The following is a 24,750-nucleotide window of genomic DNA, read 5'->3' as shown; positions in this document are numbered from 1 at the left end:
CACGGCCCGCGCAATTCCCGGACAGCCTAGGAGGAACACGTGTCCCACCCGATCGATGTCGGATCAGTACTTGGCGGCCGCTACAAGGTCACGGCCACAGTACTGACCTCACATGACCAGGATCTGGTGCTGGACGGTGTGGACCAGGTGCTCAACCGGCCGGTCAGCATCCTGGTGGCCGGTCCCCACAACGCGGACCAGGTGGCCCAGAGTGCGCGCGAGGTGGCCACAGGCGAACGCCCGGGCAGCGTGCAGATCCTCGACCTTGGCGTCAGCGAAGCCACCACGTACCTCATCACCAACCACACGTCCGCCGCTGACCTGCTGGACCTGGTGGTCGCCTCTAACCCTCCTTACGTCGAGCCGTTCTTTACGGACACCCTGGGCAGCGAAATTTTCGGCCAGGCCCGCTCCCACGAGCCGGAAGTCTATGACGACGAGGAAGAGGTTGACGCCGGCTACATCAATTACGGCGGCACCCACGCGCGGCAGGTCGACCCTTATCCGGCGGCTGCAGACAGTCCTGCATCCAGGCGCGGTTCCGGTGACCGTACGCCCGGTGAGCGCTCATCGGACCAACCGGCCGGCGCCAACGCTGCGGGTGCACCGGTGCGTAAGGCACCCGTTGTTCCGCCGCTTCCGCAAAGCCGCCCGGCTGCCGTGCCGTCCGCGGGTGCCCGCAACATTGGCGTAGGCGCCGGTATCGCGGCAGGTGCCGGTGTTGCAGCCGGCGCCGCAGCAACCGCCCAAGGCAGACAGCAGACTGAAGCCCCCGAGAACACGGCACCGCAGCCCGTCCAGCGTGAGAACGTTGAACAGGCACTGCTCCAGCGCGAAGGCAACCGCTCCGCAAACGTGGCTGCCGGCTCGCGGGAGGGAGCAGCTGCCGGCGTCGTAGGCGGCCAGGAGAAGCCCAAGGTGTCTTTGTGGTCTCAGGACGACTACGACTACGGCCCTGGGGACCAGGACACCGGGGACCAGGACCCCCGGGACGCCCGGGACGAGTTCGCCGACGACGGGTTCGCCGAGGACGAGTTTGCCGACGATGGGGACACCCAGCTTCGGCCCACGGACCGGCGGGCCGGTAATTTCCCTGCCGTCGCCAAGACCAGCAGCCCTGCCGCTGCAGGCGACTATTACGAAGAAGATGACGAGCCCCGGCGGGAACCGCGCTCCATGCGCTGGCTCGTTGGCGGGCTGCTGGCAGCTGTGCTGATCGTCGGCCTCATTTTCGCCGTCACCAACCTCGGCAGCCTCTTCAAGAGTGCCCCGCAAGCCGAGGCAACCCCCGGGGCAGCGGCCTCGTCGGCGGCTGGGCAGTCCGGCACCGCAAAGCCTTCGCCGACCCAGAGCACGGCCCCTGCGGCGGGTCCGCCCGCCGTGGAGGGTGTTACGCGTCTCGGCACCTTCGATTTTGCCTCCACGTATGACAACGACCTCACCAAGACGTTTGACGGCAACGCGGCCAGCTACTGGTCTGACATGGAGTTCGCCACCGAGGACTGGGGTGGCCTGGCTCCGGAGGGCGTTCCCCTCGTGGTCAAGCTGAAGGGCCCGTCGAAGGTATCTTCAATCACCCTGAACCAGTTGGGTGCGTCAGGCGGCAGCATCAGCGTCCTAACCAACGACCGTCCTTCCCTGGACGGCGCCAAGCAGGTCGGCACCAACAGCTTCACGTCCACTGACCTCACCATGCCGTTGGCTGAACCCGTCACCGCCCAGTACGTGATCGTCACCATCAAGAACCTACCCCGGCTCGCTGCCCCGAAGACCCGCTACGGCTTCGGCCTGCGCCTCGCAGAAATCAAGGTTCAGTAGCAGCAAGGTTCAGTAGCAGCGAGTCACAGAGCTGCTGCCGCCTGCTCTTGGCAGGGCCTGTCGGCATGAGATCCAGTTGGCACGGGCCTCCCCTGGACGGTCGCTGCAAGGTAACGCGCACGCCCTGACACAACCCAAGACGGTAACCTTGGGGGACGTCTTGTGATGGCGTGTGCGTGCAGCCCCGAACCGGCTGCACCAGGCCTCCCACTACGTCTGGAATATTCGGCACCACGAATCAGTTGTGCCATGTGGCCGGCCGCAAGGCTGGCGCATCGACTAAGGAAGAGGTTCACCGTTCAGTGAGCAACGCAGAAAACAGCGCGTCAGAAGTACGTGATGTCATCATCGTCGGCTCCGGTCCGGCAGGCTACACGGCCGCCGTGTACACGGCGCGCGCCAACCTCAATCCATTGCTTTTGGCCGGATCCGTCACCGCGGGCGGCGAGCTGATGAACACCACCGACGTCGAGAACTACCCTGGCTTCCCCGAAGGCATCATGGGTCCGGATCTGATGGAAAACTTCGAAAAGCAGGCTGTCCGCTTTGGCACGGAGGTCCAGTTTGAGGACGTCACGGCGCTGGACCTCGACGGCGACGTCAAGTCTGTCACCATCGCAACGGGGGAGACCTTCCGCGCTCGGTCGATTATTCTTTCCACCGGTTCCGCGTACCGGGAGCTTGGCCTCGCGAACGAGAAGCGCCTATCCGGCCATGGCGTTAGCTGGTGCGCAACCTGCGACGGTTTCTTTTTCAAGGATCAGGACATTGCCGTCATTGGCGGTGGTGACTCCGCGATGGAAGAGGCATTGTTCCTGACCAAGTTCGCCCGGTCCGTAACGGTGATTCACCGCCGCGATACTTTGAAGGCGTCAAAGATCATGGGCGACCGCGCGCAGTCGCACGAGAAGATCAAATTCGTCTGGAACACGGCCGTGGAGGACGTACTCGGGAACGACAAGGTCACCGGCCTGAAACTGAAAAACCTTCTCGACGGTACGGAATCCGAGCTGCCCGTAACGGGTATCTTTGTGGCGATCGGCAACGATCCCCGGACCGAACTAGTCAAGGACGCACTGAAGATAACCGACGCCGGAACCATCGCCGTCGAGGGCCGCAGCTCGCGAACGAGCATCAAGGGGGTCTTCGCGGCCGGCGATGTCGTGGACCCTACGTACCGCCAGGCCATCACGGCCTCCGGCTCGGGTTGCGTCGCAGCGATCGACGTCGAGCACTACCTCGCTGACCTTCACGCCTGACCGGCGCTGAACACCATTCGAAGAGAGAGACAAGGGTTATGAGCAACGCAAAAGATGTAACAGACGCAAGCTTCAGCACGGACGTACTCGCCGCTGACAAACCGGTAATCGTGGACTTCTGGGCTGAATGGTGCGGTCCTTGCCGTAAGCTCGGCCCCATCCTCGACGAAATCTCGGTGGAGTACGGGGAGAAGGTGAACGTCGTCAAGGTAAACGTGGACGATAACCCCGACATCGCAGCCCAATACGGAATCACCTCAATTCCTGCCGTCTACCTGTTCCAGGACGGCGAAGTGAAGAGCACCGTCATCGGCGCCAAGCCGAAGCAGTTCTTCGAGAAGGAATTCGCGGACGTTCTTTCCTAACAAGAGAATGACGCCTGCCGCCTGACGGCAAACCGGTGGCCACCACTCCTAGGGGAGCGGTGGCCACTTTTGTTTTGCTTGCAGCCTGAATGGCCCTTGTCGATCGCTGCCTCACGCTCTTTGTCCAGGTGTGGACTGCTTGCCACAGTTGCAGGTAATCCTTAGCCGTTTGTTGGTGCCGGCGTCCCGATCGCGGCGGTCGGCGAGCGTATTGGGGCAAAGTCGGGCACGGAGAGAGGTGCAGTGGTCCGCACCAGCGACTGTCCGCATACCCTCGAGTGTGCATAACAACCGACATCCGTATCAAACATGGGCACTGTTCCCTGAAATCTTCTGTGGGACGAGTCAGCACTGCTGCACCGGCGGACCAACGCCGTTCGGCTCAGTAACCCGTGGGAATCAATCCCGCTGGAAGTCGATTACAGGCTGGCCCCTTTGGTCTCCTGCCTGCCATGCTGGCCGGACACTTGCTTCAGGATGTGCGCCGGCTGCAGGACACTCGTCAGCGCAGAGCGGATCGAGTACTCCGACAGAAGGCTGCACCCTTCCCCGTCTGCTCACTGCCTCGGACGATGGACGCGGGCGCCGTCGTAGGACCCCTGCGTCGTAGGTGACCGGTGACGTGGCTTGCGACGTGGCGGTAGGGCCCGGGTGTCTTTTCAGGTAGCACCACGCTGTGCCTGACGCCGCATGTTTGACGTGAAACCCTTTGGTCCGCACGGGATGTCCTCTGCAGTAACACGCACCAACACCCCGAAGTACTTGGAACTGCTCTCGACAGCCATTGGCCCGAATATCGCTTGGGATTCAGAGGATCGGATCATCACGGGGCAATCGACTGCCTTCCTTTGTTTGTGGGGACCGGGTAAGCCGCGCGGTTCCAGCGGGCTACATGCGGCTCTTCCACTTGGCAGTGAATTTGCCGACTACCAGGGTCTGCTGGGCAATGGGGGACCAAGGCCCGAATGCTGCTGTGCCTGCCCGGATTCACGCGCACTGAGTTGCTGGCCAGCCTGATGTCGTGTTTCACGTGAAACACGTCATTGCATTATCCGGCCTCCATGCCCGCGACTCAGCGGATGGGGGACTCAGCAGCCTGACGACGCACCGGCGTCCGCCCCCAGGCGCCGGCTGCCCGACGAACCCGTCTGCTCGCAGGCTCAAGCCCTATCAACCCAGAACCGTCGTACGTGTGCCTTCACTCTCAGGATCCCTAATCGTCTCATTCTGCATTTACCATGCACTCTTGCGCCTATGAGCCTTCCGCTGCCGGCGAACTGCACCCCTGTCGCCTAGCTGGTCCACTGCGCAAGAAGACGATCCGATGTCGGTGGACGAGCAACAATCGTCGTTCGACAACTTAAGAACACACGAGTATCAACCCACTGACCCGAATGAAACTGCAGACACGCTAAAGATCTCCTCTCAACCTTCCCCCGAAGGCCCTTTCTTGCGTCCCAACTACCAGTCACTGGAGTCAACGCCGGCACGCGACCTGGCACCGAGACCGCCGCGGATCCAACGATGCTATGGGAAGATATCGCCATAGTCCCTTGAGGCAGTCGGCCCAACAAGAACCGCCTGGGTGTGCGGCCGCAGGAGACGTGGGCAGAACCAGCGCCCACAGGACAGGCGGACGGGACGCTGGCTGAAAACCGACCGCGCGCCGCAGACACTCGCCGGAGATGAGAGGAGGGAACAGAAGCGAAAACTTGCCCATTGACCTCTCGGCTCGACGAGCCCTAGGTTTCCGGCCACTGCAGACCGTGACTCCTGCGATTCCCTTTCCGGCTTCCTAGACCGAAGAAGGCCCGGGGAACACCTGCATTTTGCTGGGTCCTACAGCTTGCTGAGGGCCAGTTGTGACACGCAGAAGCCTGCAGAACCTGATGAGGACTGAGAAGACGGGGGACAGTCGGGAGCGGACTTGAGTATTGGCTCTGTCCTGTTGCGGCAAGCTTGAGGCGTCCAAACAAGCCTGCGCAGCACTAAAGATGAAGTGGGCTAGTGCTAACGCCGGCCAAACACCGTGAGTTCCCAGGCATCCACGGACACGAAGCGCCGAAACCCGACTGTGCGATACTTTGGCTTCCTCGCCCGTACTGTCGATCCGCGCGGGGGGCCCGCCACGGACGTTGTTTCACGTGAAACACCTCGCAACCGAACGTCCCGTCCCCAACGTGCCGGGATCAGCGCAGTCAATCGCCCTGGCGATCCGTGTTCCTATATACAGGGTGTCTGAGCAGGGCCCGGCTCCTCAAGGCGGCTGCATCCCTCGGTGCAACAGGCGCGATGATGTCTGTCCGATTGCGCCGCCGTCCTGCTGTCGGATGCCCCTGCCCCACCTCGGGGTGGTGATGAGGTCGAACGATGGACGATGTTTCACGTGAAACAGCACCCAACTGTTCCGCCGCCCGGCGATCCTTGGGCAGGCGAGTGATCGGGTCGCTGGGTTGTTGTCAGTGGGCATGGCCCGTCAAACCTGCTATTCCCGCGAAGAGATCATTGCTTTCGGCCACAGCCAAGGACGTCCCGCGCGGAGCCTGCAACTCCAACAAGACTGCAACTCGGACAATGGATGGACGCACCAACGCACGAAGTAGCCTGCTAGGCTGACATATCTTTCTGCTCCGCGGCCCCAGAGGAGTGGACCAAGGCAGCGGCCGTCGATTCGACTTAATTCAGAATGGTCTATTCGGACCGGCCCATACGAAGCTCCGTCGGCGACGTCGTACGCGAGGTGTTTCACGTGAAACCTCTACCCGCGGGCATCGAAGCGTCGACGGTGCACCACAGATCCAACGGAGACGACGTGTGAGTGTCCGTTCGCGTCGCCCAAGGTTGTGGCGAGTGCGGACATCCGCATGAGTACTTCTGGCGCGCTTAGCTACCAGTGCGCTTAGCTACCAGCCGCCTGGCGTGGGGTCAGGCGGACGGGCGGGGAAAGGATCCGGCAGTCCAACACCCTGCAGATCTACACCCGGCGCCAATCTATACACACAAGCCCAGGTGGGATGCACTCGCGCTGCCCGCCCCATCAGCCACGACATGGCCCAGCAGACCCTGGCGCTTACCGTCACCGCCCCCAAGACTCGTACACCGTCACCGGCTCCCGCGACTCGTCTGCCGTCGCTGCACCACGACGTCGCCACCTGAGTGAGCAGGCGCAGCTCGGAAGAACCTCAGGACCCTGCCTGGCGACGTACTACGACGCGGGAGACCATGCAACGGCAGTGCAGCAACCCGGCCTCGACAGCGCAGCCGCGGCGTACTGCAATGACCCACCATGTGCGAGGCACCGACCCCACGGTTATTCGCGAAACTCACGGACGAGGCCGCGCCACGTACGCTCATGGAACTGCACAGGCCGCAGTCGCTGTAGGCACGTTCGCAGCAGAATGCGTCATCGCACCAGACCAAGCTTCGGCCACAGCTCGGTCCTGCTTTGGAGGCGCCTCCTGCTGCCACCTGGAGCCAGTGTTCCTCGGGCACGGCCCCATTCCTGCCGTTGCGGGATGTTTGTGGAGCCCCCTCCGTAGGACGGCCACTGAACCACTCAATGAAGATACCGCCCGGCTCCGGCTTGCCGGCAGGGTACAAAAGCTCCTCTGGAACGCCTTGGTCCCCGGGGCATCCGGCACCCCACGGAACTTCCACATGACTTCATTGCCGCTGGCGGCGAGCCCGTCCACCGTCCTGAAGCCATCCACCGAAGACGCATTGAAGCAGCGGGGACGTGGCGAACGTGATTAATCCGCCAACTTTTGGCGGAAAAGACATGAGATTATTCACATGGTTATCCACATCGAAATCCACAGACTTTTCCACAGCAGCGTAGGACATCAGTTTGAAATTTCGGAATGCGTCTCGTCTTGTCGATCACCGTCGACGAATGGCATCTTTCAGAGAAGCGCGGGGCAGAGCCTGGCGACCGAGTGCCACAGCAATATGTGTCCACCGAACAGCGATCCTACTAAACCAAATTCGCTGAATCACGCGCAGAATAGCGCAATCCTTCGCCGTATTCGCCCCGTCGTGAATGGCTGGGCATTGTTTCACGTGAAACGATGCGCTTCTTCTTGGCCCGTTGTCACCATGCAACGGTGCGACCCAACGAAAGGAATAAGGGAAGCAGCCGTTGGGGTCGACAAAAGGAGACCATGTATCCCCAGAGTTATCCACAGGGTTTTCCACTGCAGTATCCACCGGTGTATCCACAGTCACACCCCTCCTGGATGGGGGCTTCGCTCAAGGGATAAATCGGCGTCAACCCGGGGGATTCACAGACGTGCGGGAAGTTGTCAACAAGTCTGCGGCCGGGTTTGAGCAACGGGCCCCACTTATTGTGGGTGCCACCGCTAGGGAGTCCCATTCGCCTAGGGGGCGACGAGACGGGTCACCCTTCGCCAAGGCTGATGCAGTGGGACCGAAACAGTCTGACGGGGAACGACACAGACCGCTACCCGCGACTGGGCAACTTACGGTCTCGGCGGGCCGTCGGTGGGAAGTCATTGGCCAGGGAGGCACGCTGAAGGGCCTTCCGTTGGGGGCAGTGCCGAGATAGCTTTGGTCGCTATCGACATCCTGATCGTCGCCGCGCTCGTCTTGGTCGATACGCTCGCCAGTCGATCACGGAGATCTCCTTTCATGTTTCACGTGAAACGACGTCGGCAGTGTTGCACTTGAGACGTTGTGCACCGCGGTACTCACCAGGTGGTCCGGGAAGGTGCTCAGGGGGAGGGTGGTGAGGGAAGGCCGGTACTCCGCCACTCCAGCGAGCCTGTTTTTAGGGTCGACTGCTTCCTTGTGGGGAGTGATGCCCACTCGCCTCTCAATCGTCGTTACATGTGAGCCCGGGGCCCATGGTCTGGACGATCTAGATATCTCGACGATCTGGCGGCATCGGCCTTCTGAGTCGCCGACAAACCGTTCAACGATAGTCGAGGCCACCGTTGGAGTTCGCCGGACCACGTTCATCCAATGTTCGGACTCCAATAAGGTTAGGATTCCTGACAGGATGGGCGTTCGGTGACAGTGATGGTGGGGAAAGTAGCGGTCCCGCCGGACGCCACGCTGACAGCTAGCTCTCCGGAAAGCTCGTCCGCTGAGTCCCAATCGAATGTCAAACGCCGAATAGCTAAGGCTTGGTGCCCAAGGGAGAGGGTTCCGCTCCGTACTGCCTCGCGACACGGCATCACTCCGATGGGCCGGGCTTCCTGCTGCTCATCCTGCGCGCCGCAGTCAACGGAGCCACTGCGAAACCCCGGCCGCCAGCCGGTAGGGGGTCGGAGCCCGGCAAGGAGGTGGAGCAAAGGAGGTGGAACACTGGATCTCCTCTGAACGTTCATGTCAGGCGTACGTGGAAGTTTCACGTGAAACATGGCCGTGATCGGGGTGGTCAATCAATACGGGGGGCATCTCGGTGGACTCAGTTCTAGATTCACCGTTCTGGATATGTCGCGATTGTGGATACTCCGTTCACGCCAGGCCACCCATGACGCGCAGAATACGGTCCGCGCAGGGAATGGCACCCCGAACTGCACAGCCCAACAGATCGTTTCACGTGAAACACCTCTTCTGCACGCGGAAGGTCCGTTCGTCTCGGATCGGGTCCGTACGTCCTTCGGGCCTGCGACCTGCCGATGGCCGCTGCGGGCTGCAGTACCAGCGGGTCCGTCGCAGCCGATCATTGTCTGGCCATCAGCTGCTGTTCCTAGGGGACCGCGGCGTCCCCAAGGCGGTACCAAGCTCATCCCGAGCCGCTGAGGGGCCCGGAACCCATGGCGGGGCAAACACTTCGCCCTTGCTCTTGATTCAGGCTGTGCAACGGCTAGGGGACTCCTGAATGCCCACCGGGAGCGCGCGGCCAACTGCTCCAGGGAGTCGTTTGAGCGGGCCACGTTAGGCCCCAGCAGACGAAAGACGTCGTCATGGACAGTCCTTGTCCACACGAAGCCCAAAGGGATCCCCACGAGGCACACGGCCGCACCCTCATAGCCTGCACATCAACCACATTCAACGCAATCTGAGCCCCGCACGAGGGCCAGCAACCCAGAAGCCCTAGGAGTGTTCGATTGTGGTCTTTGCGGCTCCGCAGACCAGCCATGGGCCACTAAACGCCGTTTCGCCCTTTCGGGTGACCGAACCAGTCCGGAACGTGCGAGGCTGGGTTGGGCAGCAGCTTCGCTGGGCGCCGAACTTGGCCCGAGACGTAGGGCCAGCGAATTGAGTCCACAGCTCAATCCGCCCGCGGACAGGGACTAATTTTCCCGTGCATCAGCATACGCAACGTGAAGCCAAAGTGTTCTGGCCAAGGACGATCCGGCGTGCATCAAATCGAACAGTGTGGTCCGACGGTTCGACCCCCAACCGGGACAGCGGCTGGGGCGTCTACGCCAAATGTTTGACCCTATCTAGTTTTGGATACGGTCCATCCCGGGACCGTAAGGAAGCCAACAAGCAAGATAGCTGCCTCACGCGGCTCCACGAAGACGACGGGTCAAGATAGCCGCCTCACGCGGCTCCACGAAGCCGACAGTCAAAAGTGCCGCGCGCGAGCCACCGAACCGGAGCGCCAACCCGCCTTGGGACCAAAAAAGGGGCCCGTTTCACGTGAAACGGACCCCGAAGTTCTTGCTAACTTAGCTTTCAGAGCCAGGAGCCAAAACATCCATGATTCTGTTGAGGTCCTCAACGCTCGCAAACTCGATGCTGACGCGTCCCTTTCGCGCGCCCAACGAAATCTTCACGTTGGTGTCCAGCCGGTCCGACAGCGACGAAGCGAGGTAGTCCAGGCGTTCGTGGCGCGCCCCCGGCCGCGGAATGTTGTTTTTCGGCGCAGTTGCCGGTTCCCGGTGTAGCGTCACGGCTTCCTCGGTGGCGCGCACCGACATTCCCTCGGCAACAATCCGCTGCGCCAGACGTTCCATGGCAGCGGCGTCCGGCAACGCGAGAAGCGCACGAGCATGACCGGCGGACAAAACATTCGCAGCCACCCGTCGCTGAACCAGCGGCGGCAGCTTGAGCAGCCGAAGCGTATTGGACACCTGCGGGCGGGACCGGCCGATGCGATCTGCCAGCTGCTCGTGGGTGGTTCCGAAGTCCTCGAGCAGCTGCTGGTACGCCGCCGCTTCTTCCAGGGGATTCAGCTGGCTACGGTGAAGGTTTTCCAGCAGTGCATCGCGCAGGAGGTCATCGTCCGTGGTGTCGCGGACAATTGCCGGGATGGTCTCCAGCCCGGCAGCCTGAACGGCACGCCACCGGCGTTCGCCCATCACCAGTTCGTAGGGTTCTCCACCTTCTTCGGTTGAGGTACGCACCACAATTGGCTGGAGGACGCCGATTTCACGTACGGAGTGAACAAGCTCCGCCATGTCGTCCTCATCGAAGACGGTGCGGGGCTGTTTTCGGTTCGGATGGATGTCAGAGACGGGGATTTCGGCAAACCGCACTCCGGGGACCTCAACCAGCTCGACATCGTTTGAAGCCGATGATCTGCCACCGCCGTTCGCAGCCGGACCGGAGTCAACGTCAGTCACGTCAGTCTTCGCGCGGGACTCGGCTGAAGGAGACTCAGCCTTTGTGCCAGACGTAGCCCCCTGTTCCTTGTCAGCTGCCTCGGTGTCCTTCACGCCAGCTTTGTTGCCGGCGGACCGTGTGCCGGCAGGCTTTACGGGAGAAGCCTTCGCCGCAGGCTCGGCAGCGGCCGCGGCCGTGGTACCGGGGGTGCGCCTGGAAGCTACCCCCTTAGCAGCGGTCTCAGAAGCAACGGACTCAGGGGCAGCGGACTCAGGGGCAGCGGACTCCGCGGAGACGGACTCAGAGACGGCGGGAGCGTCGGCGTCAGAAATAACCGGCGTGTCAGCGCGGGCAGTCTTGCGTGCTTCCGGGAAGAACAGGTCCACTGGACGCGACGGAGCCGCTCCGTTACCGGAAGCGCTTGCGGCCGAACTTGGAATAAGTGCGCCAAGACCGCGACCGAGCCCGCGTCGCTTATCGCTCATGGATAAATCCCTCCATTGGAAGAGCCCGGCTATGCCCGGCTCCGGCTGTTGCAGTGTTTGGAAAATTCTAACGCTCAGCGATTTCCGCTGCGGCTTCCAGGTAGGAAAGTGCACCGCTGGAGGACGGATCGTAAGTCATGACAGTCTGCTGGTAGCTCGGCGCCTCGGAGATCCTCACGGAGCGGGGGACAACCGCACCCAGCACCTGCTCGGGGAAATGCTGGCGAACCTCGGCAGCCACCTGCGCTGCCAAGTTGGTGCGGCCGTCGTACATCGTGAGCAAAATTGTGGAGACAACCAGGTCGGCATTTAGGTGCTTCTGGATCATCTCGATGTTCTTGAGAAGCTGACTCAGCCCCTCAAGGGCGTAGTACTCGCACTGGATGGGAATGAGCACTTCACCGGCGGCGCAGAACGCGTTGACCGTCAGCAGCCCGAGGCTCGGCGGGCAGTCAATGAAAATGTAGTCCAGGCGCGGTTCGCCCTTTTTCTCCCGGGCCTTCGCGTAAACATCGATCGCACGTCGGAGCCGTTGTTCCCTGGCAACGAGGGAAACGAGTTCGATCTCAGCGCCGGCAAGGTGAATGGTGGCCGGCGCACAGATGAGGTTGCTGATGTCAGGGCAGGGTGCCACAACATCCTCCAGCGCGACATCGTTGATCAGCACGTCGTAGATGCTGTCCACGTCGGCATGATGCTCAATGCCCAACGCCGTGGAGGCATTGCCCTGGGGATCGATATCAATAACCAGGACGTTCAGTCCGGCCGCAGCCAAGGCAGCAGCGATGTTGACGGTGGTGGTGGTCTTACCAACACCACCTTTTTGGTTTGACACTGTGAAGACGCGGGTCTTCTCCGGCTTGGGAAGGTTGCGGCCCAGCAGCCTTTCGCGGCGCTTGTTCTCGTGTGCCAGCTCGCGGGCTATGGGGCTGGAGTCATCCATGGTGTCCAGAACATTGGATGCACCCGGTGTTTCACGTGAAACCTTGGCGACACTTGCCTTGCCTGCAAACGGATTCAGGTGATTTGAAGCCGTAGCGATGGGCGCAGCAACGGCCCGTGCCGACCCCAAAGACACAAACGGGGGGATCCGCTGTGTGGAGGTTTCGCTACTGGTCACTGGGACACACTCACTCTCGTTCGGCTTTCGCTGCCGCTCTCTAGCCTAACCGGTCCATCATCAAGACCTGCGGCACCGGGCCTGGACTAGGCGATCTTTCGGGACTTCTTCACTACGATGCGCACCACGGTGGTGGGCTCGTCAAGCAGGTCCTGCCCGACTGTGACGACCGACGTCTGTACGCCGCCAAGCCTGCGGATCACCTTAGCGGCCTTCTCAAGTTCCTCAGCGGCGCTGCGTCCCTTGATGGCAACAACTTCGCCTTCTCCGTCAAGGAGTGGAATGGTAAGTCCGGCCAGGTTGCTCAGGGCTGACACCGCGCGCGCCGTGACAACGTCGGCTTTGACCATGCCAACGGCAAGTTCAGCGCGGGTGCGCATGATGGTGACATTGTCCAAACCGAGGTCATCAACCACTTCCTGGAGCCAGATGACCCGGCGTTCCAGGGGCTCAATGAGCGTTAGTTCCAGATCCGGACGGGCAATGGCCAGGCAGAGGCCGGGCAGCCCGGCGCCGCTGCCAACGTCCGCCACGTGGCTTCCCTGGGCAATCTCACTTTCGATGACAGCGCAGTTCAGTACGTGCCGTCCCCACAGGCGCGGAATCTCCCGCGGCCCGATCAGTCCTCGTTCAGTTCCCGACGTCGCCAGGTGTTCGACGTACCGTTCGGCCAGGCCCAGGCGGTCGCCGAAGATCCTCTCCGCCGCCCGGTGCTCAGCTTCCGTAATTTCAACCATCAGTCTGTCAGCCGGCGGTTCAGTCGGCGGAGACAACGATGTGGCGTCCGGCGCCTTCGCCCTCGGACTCGCTTACAAACCCCAGATCGGCTACGGCGTCATGAACGATCTTGCGCTCATAGGCGCTCATCGGCTCCAAGGCAACGGCGTCGCCGGTTTCCTTGACGGTGGCCACGGCGTCTTCGGCGATCTTCTGCAGGTGTCCGGCACGTTCCTTGCGGTAGCCGTTGATGTCGAGCACAAGGCGGGACCGGTTTTCCGTCGCGGACAGAACGGACAGACGCGTCAGTTCCTGCAGGGCCTCGAGGACTTCACCGTCGCGGCCCACGAGGCTCTCCAGACCGGCGGATTCTTCCTCGGCGACGATGGAGATGTAGGTACGTCCGTTGCGGACCTCAATGTCGATGTCGCCATCGATGTCGGCGATGTCGAGAAGTTCTTCGAGGTAGTCAGCTGCGACGTCGCCTTCTTCTTCCAGACGGCTCGCGGACGTGCCCTTGTCGGCGGCCGCAGCCCCGGCATTCGTGTCCTCGGCGGTCACGGCCTCGGCGTCGTTGTCCTGGTCTTCGCTGACTTCAGCGGAAAGTGCGTGCTCGGAGCTTTCAACAGACATTACTTCTTCTTCCTGTTCTTACGTTGTGGCTGGACGCGCTGGCTCCTGGCCTCCGCGACCGCAGCTGCAGCGGCGGCCTCTGCCGCTGCATCGACCTTTTTGCCTCCCAGAATGGGGAGGGCCGGAAGGCCCTTGGCGGCACGGCGCTCGGCGAGGGCCTTGGCGGCGGGGGATCCCGGCGTGGGCATGCGGCGGATAACGAAGAACTGCTGGCCCATGGTCCACAGGTTGGTGGTGGTCCAGTAGATGAGGACACCGATGGGGAAGTTGATGCCGCCGACGCCAAAGACGAGAGGCAGGATGTAGAGCATCATCTTCTGCTGGCGCATGAAGGGACTCGCCATGGCCTCTTCGGACATGTTCTTGGCCATGATCTGCTTCTGCGTGATGAACTGCGAGGCCGTCATGGCAAGGATCATCACGATCGACAGGATCCAAACGGCAACCTCGCCGCCGGCAGTGCTGCCGTGCAGCAGCGACGCGGAGAGCGGTGCACCGAAGATGCTTGACTCGTCGAATTGCTTGACCTGCTCGATGCTCATGGCACCGATGCCCTGGCCGCCCGCCTTGGCCGAGCTGATGCCGGAAAGCACCTGGAACAGCGCGAAGAAGAACGGCATCTGGATCAGCATCGGGAGGCAGGCAGAGAACGGGTTGGTGCCGTGCTTCTTGTACAGGGCCATCTGCTCCTGTGCCATTGCCTGGCGGGAGAGCTGATCCGTCTTGCCCTTGTACTTGTCCTGCATCTTCTTCAGGTCGGGCTGCAGCAGCTGCATGCCTCGCTGAGCCTTGATCTGCTTGACAAACACGGGGATCAGGGCGGCACGGATCACCAGCACCAGCCCGATGATGGACAACGTCCACGTCCAGCCGTTCGCGGCTGGCAGGCCGATGAAGCTCAGTCCGTCATGGAAGCCGACCATAATGACTGAAACCAGCCACTTGAACGGAGCCATGATTGTTCCAAAGATGTCCATGCGATATCCCTATTCGTTAGGCCGCAAGGCGGCCTTCTCCATCAGTCTGAGCAGCCAGGTACTTGTCCGGATTGTTCAGCACAACAATTGTGGGGGTCTGGTTTTCCGGCCATTCCCGGTGGCCGGCGGGGACGTGGTCCACACCGCCGGCATTCCATGGATGGCAGCGCGCGAGGCGCCTGGCAGCGAGCCAGCTTCCCTTTACCGCGCCGTGGACGGTGATGGCTTCAAGCGCGTAGGCCGAGCACGAAGGAAAGAAGCGGCAGACCTGTCCGTACAAGGGCGAAATCACCTTGCGGTAGGCCATCAGCAGAAGAATGAGGATGTTGCGCGGCAGGTTCCAGACGAATCTGCCGGCAGCCGCTGATGCGGACTTTGGCGAACGGACGACGGCGGCAGTCAGGTCAAGCACGCTGTGTCCCTTCCCGTGTTGTTCCGTTCGAACCAGTTCCAACCGACCGTTGATGGCGGCTTTCCAACCGCTTCGTGGTGGTTTCCAAGGCAGCGTTGTAATCCGCCAGCAGGTCCTGCCAGCTGGCGGTCGCCGATGAGGGCAACGCCCGTACCACAATAGCGAACCCGGTACCGTACTCGCGTAGCGAGACAGCACCGGCTTCCCTAAGTCTCCTCTTAACGAGGTTCCTGGCAACAGCGTTCCCGACAGCCTTGGAAACGATGAACCCGATCCTGCTGGGTTCATCGGCTCCGATAGTTGCCGTATATAACACTACGTTCCGGCGTCCATTGCGGACGCCGGAACGTACAGTTGTTGAAAAATCGGTTGAGGTCCTCAGACGGTTCCTGGTGGCCAGCACCGTTAAACTCGCAAAGGAAAGTTAACCGACGAGTCAGTATTTAGGCCGACAGTTCGACGCGGCCCTTGCCGCGGCGGGCAGCCAGGATGGCGCGGCCGGCACGGGTACGCATACGAAGGCGGAAGCCGTGCTTCTTGGCTCGACGGCGGTTATTCGGCTGAAAAGTCCGCTTGCTCACGTTAGTTACTCCAGTGGATCAAAGGTGCGCCCACCCGATCAAAGGGGAAGAACTGGCCGACGCTAAGTTTTGTATATGTCTGCTTCCCCCGGTTTTCCGCAACGCTGGGCGTTCGAAAGATCCAAAATGGGGTCAGAAAGCAGGCACAAAGGACTCCACAACGTTAGGCCAGACCGCGTCCTTGAGTCAAACCGGATGGGTTGCCGCCACCTTTCCCCAGCTGTGGCTAACTCCTTGTCCCAACCTGTGGATGAAGTGGCTCACAGGGCCTGTTTTCGAACCACACCGGTGTAATTATCCACAAGCTACTTCCCAGCTATCTTCTAGCCTTTTCATCCCCTAGAGTGGCTCAGTAGCCAATTATCCACGGACTGTGCATAAACCTGTGGATTAAGCCGGGCCGGTACCCCGGATCCGGGCTTGTGGCTGCATGTAATGCAGGTAAGCAAGCTTTGAGGAACCGGATTGATGACAGTAGACGAAGCCAACCACGCCAATACTGTCGGAAGTTCCTGGCGGCGCGTGGTGACTCTTCTTGAGCAGGACGACCGGGTATCCCCAAGACAGCGCGGCTTCGTTATCCTCGCCCAGGCGCAGGGCCTCATCGGTTCCACGCTCCTGGTGGCAGTGCCCAACGAACTCACTCGGGAAGTTCTCCAGACCCAGGTCAAGGACGCACTCGACGACGCGCTTCACAACGTCTTCTCTGACGACATCCGGTGCGCGATCGACGTGGACACAGATCTGGTGCCCCTCCACAAGGAGCCGGAACCCGCCGTCGAACTTTCCCTCGCAAGTGACCAGTCAGTTGAACTGAAGCCGCAGCCAATGCTGCCGAGCACCTCCCACGAATTCGGCCGGCTGAATCCAAAGTATGTTTTTGACACGTTCGTGATCGGCTCGTCCAACCGGTTCGCCCATGCAGCAGCCGTGGCCGTGGCCGAAGCGCCGGCGAAGGCCTACAACCCGCTGTTCATCTACGGCGACTCCGGACTCGGCAAGACCCACCTGCTGCACGCGATCGGCCACTACGCCCGCCGCCTCTACAGCGGCATCCGCGTGCGCTACGTGAACTCTGAGGAATTCACCAACGACTTCATCAACTCCATCCGTGACGATGAAGGCGCCAGCTTCAAGACCACCTACCGGAATGTGGATGTCCTCCTCATCGATGACATCCAGTTCCTGGCCGGCAAGGACCGGACGCTGGAGGAGTTCTTCCACACGTTCAACTCCCTGCACAACAACAACAAGCAGGTTGTCATCACCTCGGACCAGCCGCCCAAGCTGCTGGCAGGATTCGAAGACCGCATGAAGTCCCGCTTCGAGTGGGGCCTGCTGACCGACATCCAGCCGCCGGAACTGGAAACCCGCATCGCCATCCTCCGGAAGAAGGCCCTCAGCGAAGGCCTTTCCGCTCCGGACGACGCGCTGGAGTACATCGCTTCCAAGATTTCCAGCAACATCCGCGAACTCGAAGGCGCCCTCATCCGCGTCACGGCCTTCGCCAGCCTGAACCGCCAGCCCGTGGACGTGGCGCTGGCCGAGATGGTTCTCAAGGATCTCATCACCGACGACGGTGCGCAGGAAATCACATCCAGCCAGATCCTCACGCAGACCGCGGATTACTTCAAGCTCAGCATGGAAGAGCTCTGCAGCAAGTCACGGACCCGGACCTTGGTCACGGCTCGGCAGATCGCTATGTACCTCTGCCGGGAACTGACGGACATGTCGCTGCCGAAGATCGGCCAGGAGCTCGGCGGCCGCGACCACACCACGGTGATCCACGCGGACCGCAAGATTCGTGAGCTCATGGCCGAGCGACGTGTGATCTACAACCAGGTGACTGAGCTGACCAACCGGATCAAGCAGCAGCAGCGGGACTCGTAGGCCGCACTTCCTTACCTTATTAACAGGTGCATGTGGATAACCCTGTGGACAGTTAAGGGGACAACCGCGGTTAATGGGCTTAAAACCCTTAAGGTGTCTGTGGATCGCCGAAACGGCCAAAAATGTTATCCCCATCCACAGCCTGTTTAAAACCTGCCCCGCCCACAGTCCATGAACAGGGCTTAACCCCGGATTCCTGCCGTGAAATAGAGTTATCCACAGTTTCCACAGCAGTTATTAACACTACTAATCCCAAAAAATTGAAATCCCTCAAACAACAATCTCGTTTCCCCACTCACACGACTCCGCGGCCATGGCCCCAAAGGGCCAGCGTCCTTGCCGGGGATGGGGAAATCCTCAATGTTCCGGCTAAGCTGTCAGCAGCGCTCCCATCCCCGGGTCTGTCTGTGGTTCAGCAAGCGCGGACCATGCAGGTTCCGGTGTCCGGACGCAAAGGTTTTGTGAACTCCCTGCGGGAGTTCCCGTTCAGAAAATGGCAACAGCAATGAAAGGCGGCACCCTTCCGTGAAGTTCAGAGTCGAACGGGACGTCCTGGCAGAAGCCGTCACCTGGACAGCCCGGTCGTTGTCTCCGCGGCCGCCAGTACCGGTCCTCTCGGGCCTGCTGCTCAAGGCCGAGGCCGGAACGGTCAGCCTCTCGAGCTTCGATTACGAAACGTCAGCGAGACTTGAAATCCCTGCCGACATCAGGGATGAGGGCACCATCCTGGTCTCTGGGCGGTTGCTCGCGGACATTTGCCGGAGCCTTCCGTCCGCCCCGGTGGAAATCGAAACCGAAGGCAACAAGGTGACGCTCACCTGCCGCCGCAGCAGTTTCCACCTCGCCACCATGCCGGAAGCCGAATACCCGCCGTTGCCGGCACTTCCCACCATCAGCGGAACGGTCGCGGGCGACTCCTTCGCACAAGCGGTGTCCCAGGTGATCATCGCTGCGAGTAAGGATGACACCCTCCCCATCCTTACTGGCGTGAGGATGGAGATCGAGGATGACCTCATCACCCTCCTTGCTACCGACCGCTACCGACTGGCCATGCGGGAAGTCCCGTGGAAACCGGTCACCCCAGGCATGTCCACCAGCGCCCTGGTCAAGGCGAAGACCCTCAACGAAGTCGCCAAGACACTCGGCGGCAGCGGCGACATCAACCTGGCCATTGCGGATGACGACAGCCGGCTCATCGGTTTCGAGAGCGGCGGACGCACCACGACTTCGCTTCTTGTCGACGGCGATTACCCCAAGATCCGCTCCCTGTTCCCGGATTCCACACCGATCCACGCGACGGTGCAGACCCAGGAACTCGTAGAAGCCGTCCGCCGTGTGTCGCTCGTTGCCGAACGCAACACCCCCGTGCGCCTCGCCTTCACCCAAGGCCAGCTTCACCTCGACGCCGGAACCGGCGAGGACGCGCAGGCCTCCGAAGAACTTGAAGCGCAGCTGTCCGGCGAGGACATCACCGTGGCGTTCAATCCGCACTACCTCGTGGAAGGCCTGAGCGTGATCGAAACAAAGTACGTCCGCTTCTCCTTCACCACCGCCCCGAAGCCGGCCATGATCACGGCCCAGATGGATGCGGATGGTGAAGACCAGGATGACTACCGCTACCTCGTAATGCCGGTCCGCCTTCCCAACTAGCCACTTTGCCAACCTGGTCGCACTCAACGCCGTTTTGAGTGTTTAAAACGACATCGGCTGCGACCCAGTTGGACAGACCCACCACCACCCCAGCGCAGAAAAGAGTTCCCACCGTGCACATCGGACTGATCGGCCTTGGCAAAATGGGTTTCAACATGCGCGAACGGCTGCGCAAGGGAGGCGTGGAGGTCACGGGCTTTGACCGCAATCCGGAAGTGACCGACGTGTCCTCCGTGGATGACCTCATCGCCGCCGTTCCCTCGCCCCGCCTGATCTGGGTGATGGTCCCGTCCGGTGACATCACGGACGCCGTCATCAGCGAACTCGGCAACAAACTTCAGCCAGGCGATCTCGTGATCGACGGCGGCAACTCACGATTCACAGAAGACCAGAAGCACGGCGCCGCCCTGGCCGACAAGGGCATCCGCTTCGCGGACTGCGGTGTCTCCGGCGGAGTCTGGGGCCTGCAGAACGGCTATGGCCTCATGGCCGGCGGTGACGCCGCGGACATCGAACGCGCGTTGCCGGTCTTTGACGCCCTTCGTCCTGAAGGTGAGCGGGCAGACAGCTTCGTCCATGTGGGCGGCGTCGGGGCAGGCCACTACGCCAAGATGGTCCACAACGGCATCGAGTACGGCCTCATGCAAGCCTATGCCGAAGGCTATGAATTGCTCGCTGCCAAGGAGATCGTCACCGATCTTCCCGGTACCTTCCGCGCCTGGCAAAAGGGAACAGTTGTCCGGTCCTGGCTGCTGGACCTCATGGTGAAGGCGCTGGATGAGGATCCGGGCCTGGCCTCGATCGACGACTACGTCGAGGACTCCGGCGAGGGCCGCTGGACCGTGGAAGAGGCCATCGCCAACGCGGTTCCAGCCCCGGCCATCACCGCCGCGCTCTTTGCCCGGTTCTCCTCCCGCGAGGACAACTCGCCGGCCATGAAGATGGTGTCCGCACTGCGCCACCAGTTCGGCGGGCATGCCACCCGTCCGGCAAAGTAGCACCCGCACCGGGGCCGTGAGTCCCGGAACCAGTGTCCCGAGAATCCTGAAGAGCGCGTGTACCTAGAACACCTGTCACTGACCGACTTCCGCAGTTATGCGCAAGTGGATCTCCGGCTGGAACCCGGCGTCACCGTCCTGGTCGGTTCCAACGGGATCGGCAAGACCAATCTGATGGAAGCCATCGGCTACCTTGCAACGCTGAGTTCGCACAGGGTGAGCGCCGATGGGCCGCTCCTGCGTTTCGGCACCGAACGCGCACTGATCCGGGCCAAACTGGTGCGCGGCGAACAGTCCACCGTGCTGGAACTTGAGATCAACGGCGGCCGGGCCAACCGCGGACGCATCAACCGCAGCAACCCTGTCCGGGCGCGGGATCTTCTGGGCATCTGCCACACCGTCCTTTTTGCCCCTGAGGATCTGGCCCTCGTCAAAGGAGATCCGTCCAGCCGGCGGCGTTTCCTTGACGAGCTGCTCGTGAGCCTTGTTCCGCGGCACGCCGCCACGCGGAGTGACTACGACCGCGTCCTCAAACAGCGTAACGCCCTCCTGAAGTCGGCCCGTGCCGGGAAATTCACGGCTGGCCATGAGGCAACCCTGGATGTTTGGGACCAGCACATGGCGCGCGCAGGCGCGGAGCTGCTGCATGCCAGGCTGGAGCTCGTAGAGCGGCTTCGCCCGCACCTCAACAGCGCCTACGCCCAGTTGACCGACGGGTCCAAGGCCGCCGATGCGGTTTACCGGTCCACACTCCAAGACATGATTGACGACGACGGCGCACCCACCGAAGCGAACGTGGAACCTTCCGCGGGTGGAGACCAGATGGAGGATCTCCTGCTGCTTTCCGTTGACGAGCTCACCGAGCGCTACGTGAGGGCCTTCGCAGCGTCCCGCCGCAAGGAACTCGAGCGTGGCATCTCGCTTGTCGGTCCCCACCGCGATGAGCTTGAACTTGTCCTCGGACAGGCACCGGCAAAGGGCTATGCCTCCCACGGTGAAACCTGGTCCATGTGCCTCTCCCTGCGTCTTGCCTCCTACTACGTCATGCTCGATGACGCACGCACCGGCGGTTCGGCACCCATCCTGATCCTGGACGACGTTTTTGCCGAGCTTGATGTGCAGCGACGGCGTAAACTGGCCGCAATAGTAGCCGGCGCCGAACAGGTCCTCGTAACCGCCGCTGTTGACGCCGACATTCCTGAGGAACTGACCGGGCGGCGGGTGAAGGTTATCCCGGGAGGAATCGATGAACAGGGATAAGGACGGCGGCCTCCAGCCAGGCCGCGACCCTGATGAGATCGATGCCCCCCAGGCCGCGTTGAACAGGATGCGCGACGCTGCGGCTGCCCGCGGCGAGGTGCGCCGGGCGGCGCCCCGCGCCGGAAGCAGCGCCCAAAAACAGCGCACCGCGGCGCGGAACACTCGCGGATTCAGCCAGTTCCATGCCACCGGACGCGATCCCTTGGGACTGGGAAAGGTGGTGGGTCGCCTTGTTGCCGAACGTGGCTGGACCTCACCCGTGGCGGTCGGATCGGTCATGGCCGAGTGGGGCACGCTGGTGGGGCCAGAGATCGCTGCACACTGCACACCCGAAAGCTTTACGGACACCACGCTGCACGTGAGGTGCGACTCCACGGCCTGGGCCACGCAGCTTCGGCTGCTGAGCATCAGCCTGCTGGAGAAGTTCCGCGCTGAACTTGGCGACGGCGTCGTCACCAGCATCCAGGTGCTGGGTCCGGCTGCGCCAAGCTGGCGCAAGGGCGGCCGCACCGTCAATGGCCGCGGACCACGGGACACCTACGGATAGAGCCCGTCCGCAAGTGGCAGCGGCCACCCCGCTGTCCGATCTATTGAAAAATGCGCAAACGGCGTGTAGGGCGTTCAAACCGCCGTGAGCCGTATAGGAACCCGAAGACGGTACCGCTGGGGCCTTGCAGGCGGGGCCAATGGCCTGCGAGAGGCACATTGCTCGCCGTTCGCCGCCCTGGAATGCGGGGATCGGTCCTCTTTCACGATAGAATCTCTGTAGATAACTGGGCGCCGGTGAAACGTTGACTGAGTCCGTTTTCCGACGCTTTTCCAGCGGCCGGAAGACGGTTCCGCAAGCCAACCAAGTAGACGGCGTTATCAGTGACGCGCCTGTTGGCGGGCGCCTTTCCCTTGGGAGACGGCATCGGCCAGCCACTATCAATTACAGAGGAGTCGAAAGCGCCTGTGGCTAACGACAATGCAGATATCCAGGCAGTGGAACCCGCAATGGAGGATGCCCCGACGCCTGACACGCCGGCTGAAGCGGTGACCAAACGGGAATACGGCGCCAGTGACATCACCGTCCTTGAGGGTCTTGAGGCTGTGCGTAAACGGCCCGGCATGTACATCGGATCCACCGGCCTCCGCGGCCTGCACCACCTCGTGTACGAAGTGGTGGACAACTCCGTTGACGAGGCCCTGGCCGGATACTGCACACATATTGAAATCGTCCTGCAGGCCGACGGCGGCGTCAAAGTGGTGGACGACGGCCGCGGCATCCCCGTCGACATTCACCCGAGCGAGGGCAAGCCCACCGTTGAGGTGGTCATGACTATCCTGCACGCCGGCGGAAAGTTTGGCGGCGGCGGATACGCCGTCTCCGGAGGCCTCCACGGTGTGGGCATTTCGGTGGTCAACGCACTCTCCAGCAGGGTAAACACCGAGGTGCGCAGGCAGGGCCACGTCTGGCGGATGTCCTTCGCCGACGGCGGCAAGCCCCAGGGCGGGCTGGACAAGGGCGAGGAAACCGACACCACCGGCACCACCCAGACGTTCTACCCCGATACCGGCATTTTCGAGTCGGTTGAATTCGACTTCGAGACGCTGCGCGCCCGCTTCCAGCAGATGGCCTTCCTCAACAAGGGCCTGCGCATCACCCTCACCGACGAGCGCGTCACCACCGCTTCCGGCGAGAACGATGATCTGGACCTTGACAGCGTCGCCACCGAAGGCGAAGTCAACGCGGACCACCGCACCGTGGTCTACCAGTACAACGACGGGCTGCTGGACTACGTCAAGCACCTGAATTCCGGCAAAAAAGTCGATGTGGTCCACGAGGACGTCATCGCCTTCGAAACCGAGGACACCGAACGCAAGATTGCGGTGGAAATGGCCATGCAGTGGACCAGCGCGTATTCAGAGAGCGTCCACACCTACGCCAACACCATCAACACCCATGAAGGCGGAACCCACGAAGAGGGGTTCCGGGCCGCGATGACCTCACTCATCAACCGCTACGCGCGGGAGAAGAGCATCATCAAGGAAAAGGAAGAGAACCTTACCGGCGACGACATCCGTGAGGGCCTCACAGCCGTCATCTCGGTGAAGCTCGCCGAGCCGCAGTTCGAAGGCCAGACCAAAACCAAACTGGGCAACTCGGAGGTCAAGGGATTCGTCCAGCGCGTGGTCACTGACCAGCTCGGAGACTGGCTCGAACGCAACCCCGGACCGGCAAGGGACGTGATCCGCAAGGCCATTTCGGCTGCCCAGGCTCGCATGGCCGCCCGCAAGGCACGTGACAACGCCCGCCGCAAGAGCCCGCTGGAATCCTTCGGCATGCCCGGCAAGCTCTCCGACTGCTCCTCCAAGGATCCTTCGAAGTGCGAGGTCTACATCGTGGAGGGCGACTCCGCCGGCGGTTCGGCCAAGCGCGGGCGCAACCCGGAAACGCAGGCCATCCTGCCGCTGCGCGGCAAGATCCTGAACGTGGAACGGGCCCGGCTGGACAAGGCCCTCGGCAACAACGAGGTCCAGTCCATGATCACCGCCTTCGGCACGGGAATTGGCGAGGACTTCGACCTCAGCAAGCTGAGGTACCACAAGATCGTCCTCATGGCCGATGCCGACGTTGACGGCCAGCACATCACCACGCTGCTCATGACGCTCCTGTTCCGCTACATGCGCCCGCTGATCGAAAACGGCTACGTATACCTGGCACAGCCTCCCCTGTACAGGATCAAGTGGTCCAACGCCCCGCACGATTACGTGTACAGCGACCGTGAGCGCGACTCCAGGCTGGTGTCCGGACAGGCAGCGGGCCGACGCATCCCCAAGGACAACGGCATCCAGCGCTACAAGGGACTCGGCGAGATGGACTACACGGAACTGTGGGACACCACCATGGACCCGGACCACCGGACACTGCTCCAGGTCACCATGGAAGACGCCGCCGCCGCGGATCAGATCTTCAACGTGCTGATGGGCGAGGACGTCGAATCACGCCGCAACTTCATCCAGCAGAACGCCAAGGACGTCAGGTTCCTCGATATCTAAGCGGTTTACCGCACTGATATTCCCG

At 61.8% G+C, this 24,750-nt stretch carries 18 protein-coding genes; 10 read left to right on the top strand and 8 right to left on the bottom strand.

All coding sequences use genetic code 11. From position 1 onward, the window contains the following. Positions 1–39 precede the first annotated feature (39 nt). The 4 genes from AC1DDG_RS13025 (at position 40) to AC1DDG_RS13010 (ending at position 6,598) form a co-directional block, all read left to right on the top strand. Positions 40–1,818, top strand: coding sequence for an ABC transporter substrate-binding protein (locus AC1DDG_RS13025; protein ID WP_476876369.1), 1,779 nt, complete (start codon positions 40–42; stop codon positions 1,816–1,818). A 302-nt stretch (positions 1,819–2,120) separates the two neighbouring features. Next, complete coding sequence (gene trxB, locus AC1DDG_RS13020) at positions 2,121–3,077, top strand: thioredoxin-disulfide reductase (protein ID WP_476876368.1); 957 nt, start codon at positions 2,121–2,123, stop codon at positions 3,075–3,077. A 38-nt stretch (positions 3,078–3,115) separates the two neighbouring features. Next, positions 3,116–3,442 (top strand): thioredoxin, encoded by a 327-nt coding sequence (trxA, locus tag AC1DDG_RS13015; protein WP_230119132.1) that lies wholly within the window; start codon positions 3,116–3,118, stop codon positions 3,440–3,442. 3,009 nt (positions 3,443–6,451) lie between these two features. After that, positions 6,452–6,598: a hypothetical protein gene (locus tag AC1DDG_RS13010; protein WP_476876367.1), complete on the top strand. Its 147-nt coding sequence runs from the start codon at positions 6,452–6,454 to the stop codon at positions 6,596–6,598. A 3,485-nt stretch (positions 6,599–10,083) separates the two neighbouring features. On the opposite strand, the gene AC1DDG_RS13005 is transcribed toward AC1DDG_RS13010, so the two are convergent. From AC1DDG_RS13005 to rpmH, 8 genes are all read right to left on the bottom strand, one after another. Continuing rightward, positions 10,084–11,445 carry a ParB/RepB/Spo0J family partition protein gene (locus tag AC1DDG_RS13005; RefSeq protein WP_476876366.1) on the bottom strand — a complete coding sequence of 454 codons (1,362 nt, stop codon included), beginning with the start codon at positions 11,443–11,445 and terminating at the stop codon, positions 10,084–10,086. A 67-nt stretch (positions 11,446–11,512) separates the two neighbouring features. Next, the gene (locus tag AC1DDG_RS13000; protein WP_230119130.1) at positions 11,513–12,565 is read right to left on the bottom strand and encodes a ParA family protein; all 1,053 of its coding nucleotides are present in this window, start codon (positions 12,563–12,565) and stop codon (positions 11,513–11,515) included. 86 nt (positions 12,566–12,651) lie between these two features. Then, positions 12,652–13,302: a 16S rRNA (guanine(527)-N(7))-methyltransferase RsmG gene (gene rsmG / locus AC1DDG_RS12995; protein ID WP_476876365.1), complete on the bottom strand. Its 651-nt coding sequence runs from the start codon at positions 13,300–13,302 to the stop codon at positions 12,652–12,654. A gap of 19 nt (positions 13,303–13,321) precedes the next feature. Next, positions 13,322–13,915, bottom strand: a complete 594-nt coding sequence (locus AC1DDG_RS12990) for a Jag family protein (protein WP_476876364.1) — start codon at positions 13,913–13,915, stop codon at positions 13,322–13,324. Beyond that, complete coding sequence (gene yidC / locus AC1DDG_RS12985) at positions 13,915–14,892, bottom strand: membrane protein insertase YidC (RefSeq protein WP_230119127.1); 978 nt, start codon at positions 14,890–14,892, stop codon at positions 13,915–13,917. Before yidC ends, AC1DDG_RS12990 begins: the two co-directional genes overlap by 1 nt. Before the next feature lie 16 nt (positions 14,893–14,908). Beyond that, positions 14,909–15,304, bottom strand: a complete 396-nt coding sequence (gene yidD, locus AC1DDG_RS12980; protein ID WP_476876363.1) for a membrane protein insertion efficiency factor YidD — start codon at positions 15,302–15,304, stop codon at positions 14,909–14,911. Further along, positions 15,297–15,707 (bottom strand): ribonuclease P protein component, encoded by a 411-nt coding sequence (rnpA, locus tag AC1DDG_RS12975; RefSeq protein WP_476876362.1) that lies wholly within the window; start codon positions 15,705–15,707, stop codon positions 15,297–15,299. The genes yidD and rnpA overlap by 8 nt, the downstream gene beginning before the upstream one ends. A gap of 40 nt (positions 15,708–15,747) precedes the next feature. Further along, a complete protein-coding gene (gene rpmH, locus AC1DDG_RS12970; protein WP_011776797.1) occupies positions 15,748–15,885 on the bottom strand; it encodes a 50S ribosomal protein L34 in 138 nt (45 codons plus the stop codon). A gap of 468 nt (positions 15,886–16,353) precedes the next feature. On the opposite strand from rpmH, the gene dnaA reads away from it, so the two are divergent. From dnaA to gyrB, 6 genes are all read left to right on the top strand, one after another. Then, complete coding sequence (gene dnaA, locus AC1DDG_RS12965) at positions 16,354–17,775, top strand: chromosomal replication initiator protein DnaA (protein ID WP_230119124.1); 1,422 nt, start codon at positions 16,354–16,356, stop codon at positions 17,773–17,775. A 525-nt stretch (positions 17,776–18,300) separates the two neighbouring features. Continuing rightward, the gene (gene dnaN, locus AC1DDG_RS12960; protein WP_476876361.1) at positions 18,301–19,425 is read left to right on the top strand and encodes a DNA polymerase III subunit beta; all 1,125 of its coding nucleotides are present in this window, start codon (positions 18,301–18,303) and stop codon (positions 19,423–19,425) included. 113 nt (positions 19,426–19,538) lie between these two features. Beyond that, positions 19,539–20,423 carry a phosphogluconate dehydrogenase (NAD(+)-dependent, decarboxylating) gene (gene gnd / locus AC1DDG_RS12955; RefSeq protein WP_476876360.1) on the top strand — a complete coding sequence of 295 codons (885 nt, stop codon included), beginning with the start codon at positions 19,539–19,541 and terminating at the stop codon, positions 20,421–20,423. Between the two features lie 57 nt (positions 20,424–20,480). Further along, on the top strand, positions 20,481–21,683 hold the full coding sequence (gene recF, locus AC1DDG_RS12950; RefSeq protein WP_476876359.1) for a DNA replication/repair protein RecF: 1,203 nt from the start codon (positions 20,481–20,483) through the stop codon (positions 21,681–21,683). Further along, positions 21,670–22,230, top strand: coding sequence for a DciA family protein (locus tag AC1DDG_RS12945; RefSeq protein ID WP_476876358.1), 561 nt, complete (start codon positions 21,670–21,672; stop codon positions 22,228–22,230). Before recF ends, AC1DDG_RS12945 begins: the two co-directional genes overlap by 14 nt. Positions 22,231–22,637: 407 nt before the next feature. Beyond that, positions 22,638–24,725 (top strand): DNA topoisomerase (ATP-hydrolyzing) subunit B, encoded by a 2,088-nt coding sequence (gene gyrB, locus AC1DDG_RS12940; protein WP_290369765.1) that lies wholly within the window; start codon positions 22,638–22,640, stop codon positions 24,723–24,725. Positions 24,726–24,750: the final 25 nt, after the last annotated feature.

This window comes from Arthrobacter sp. 10L430 (genome assembly GCF_056395245.1).
The sequence above is the reverse complement of the archived record's forward strand: the minus strand, read 5'-3'. Positions and strand labels throughout refer to the sequence as shown.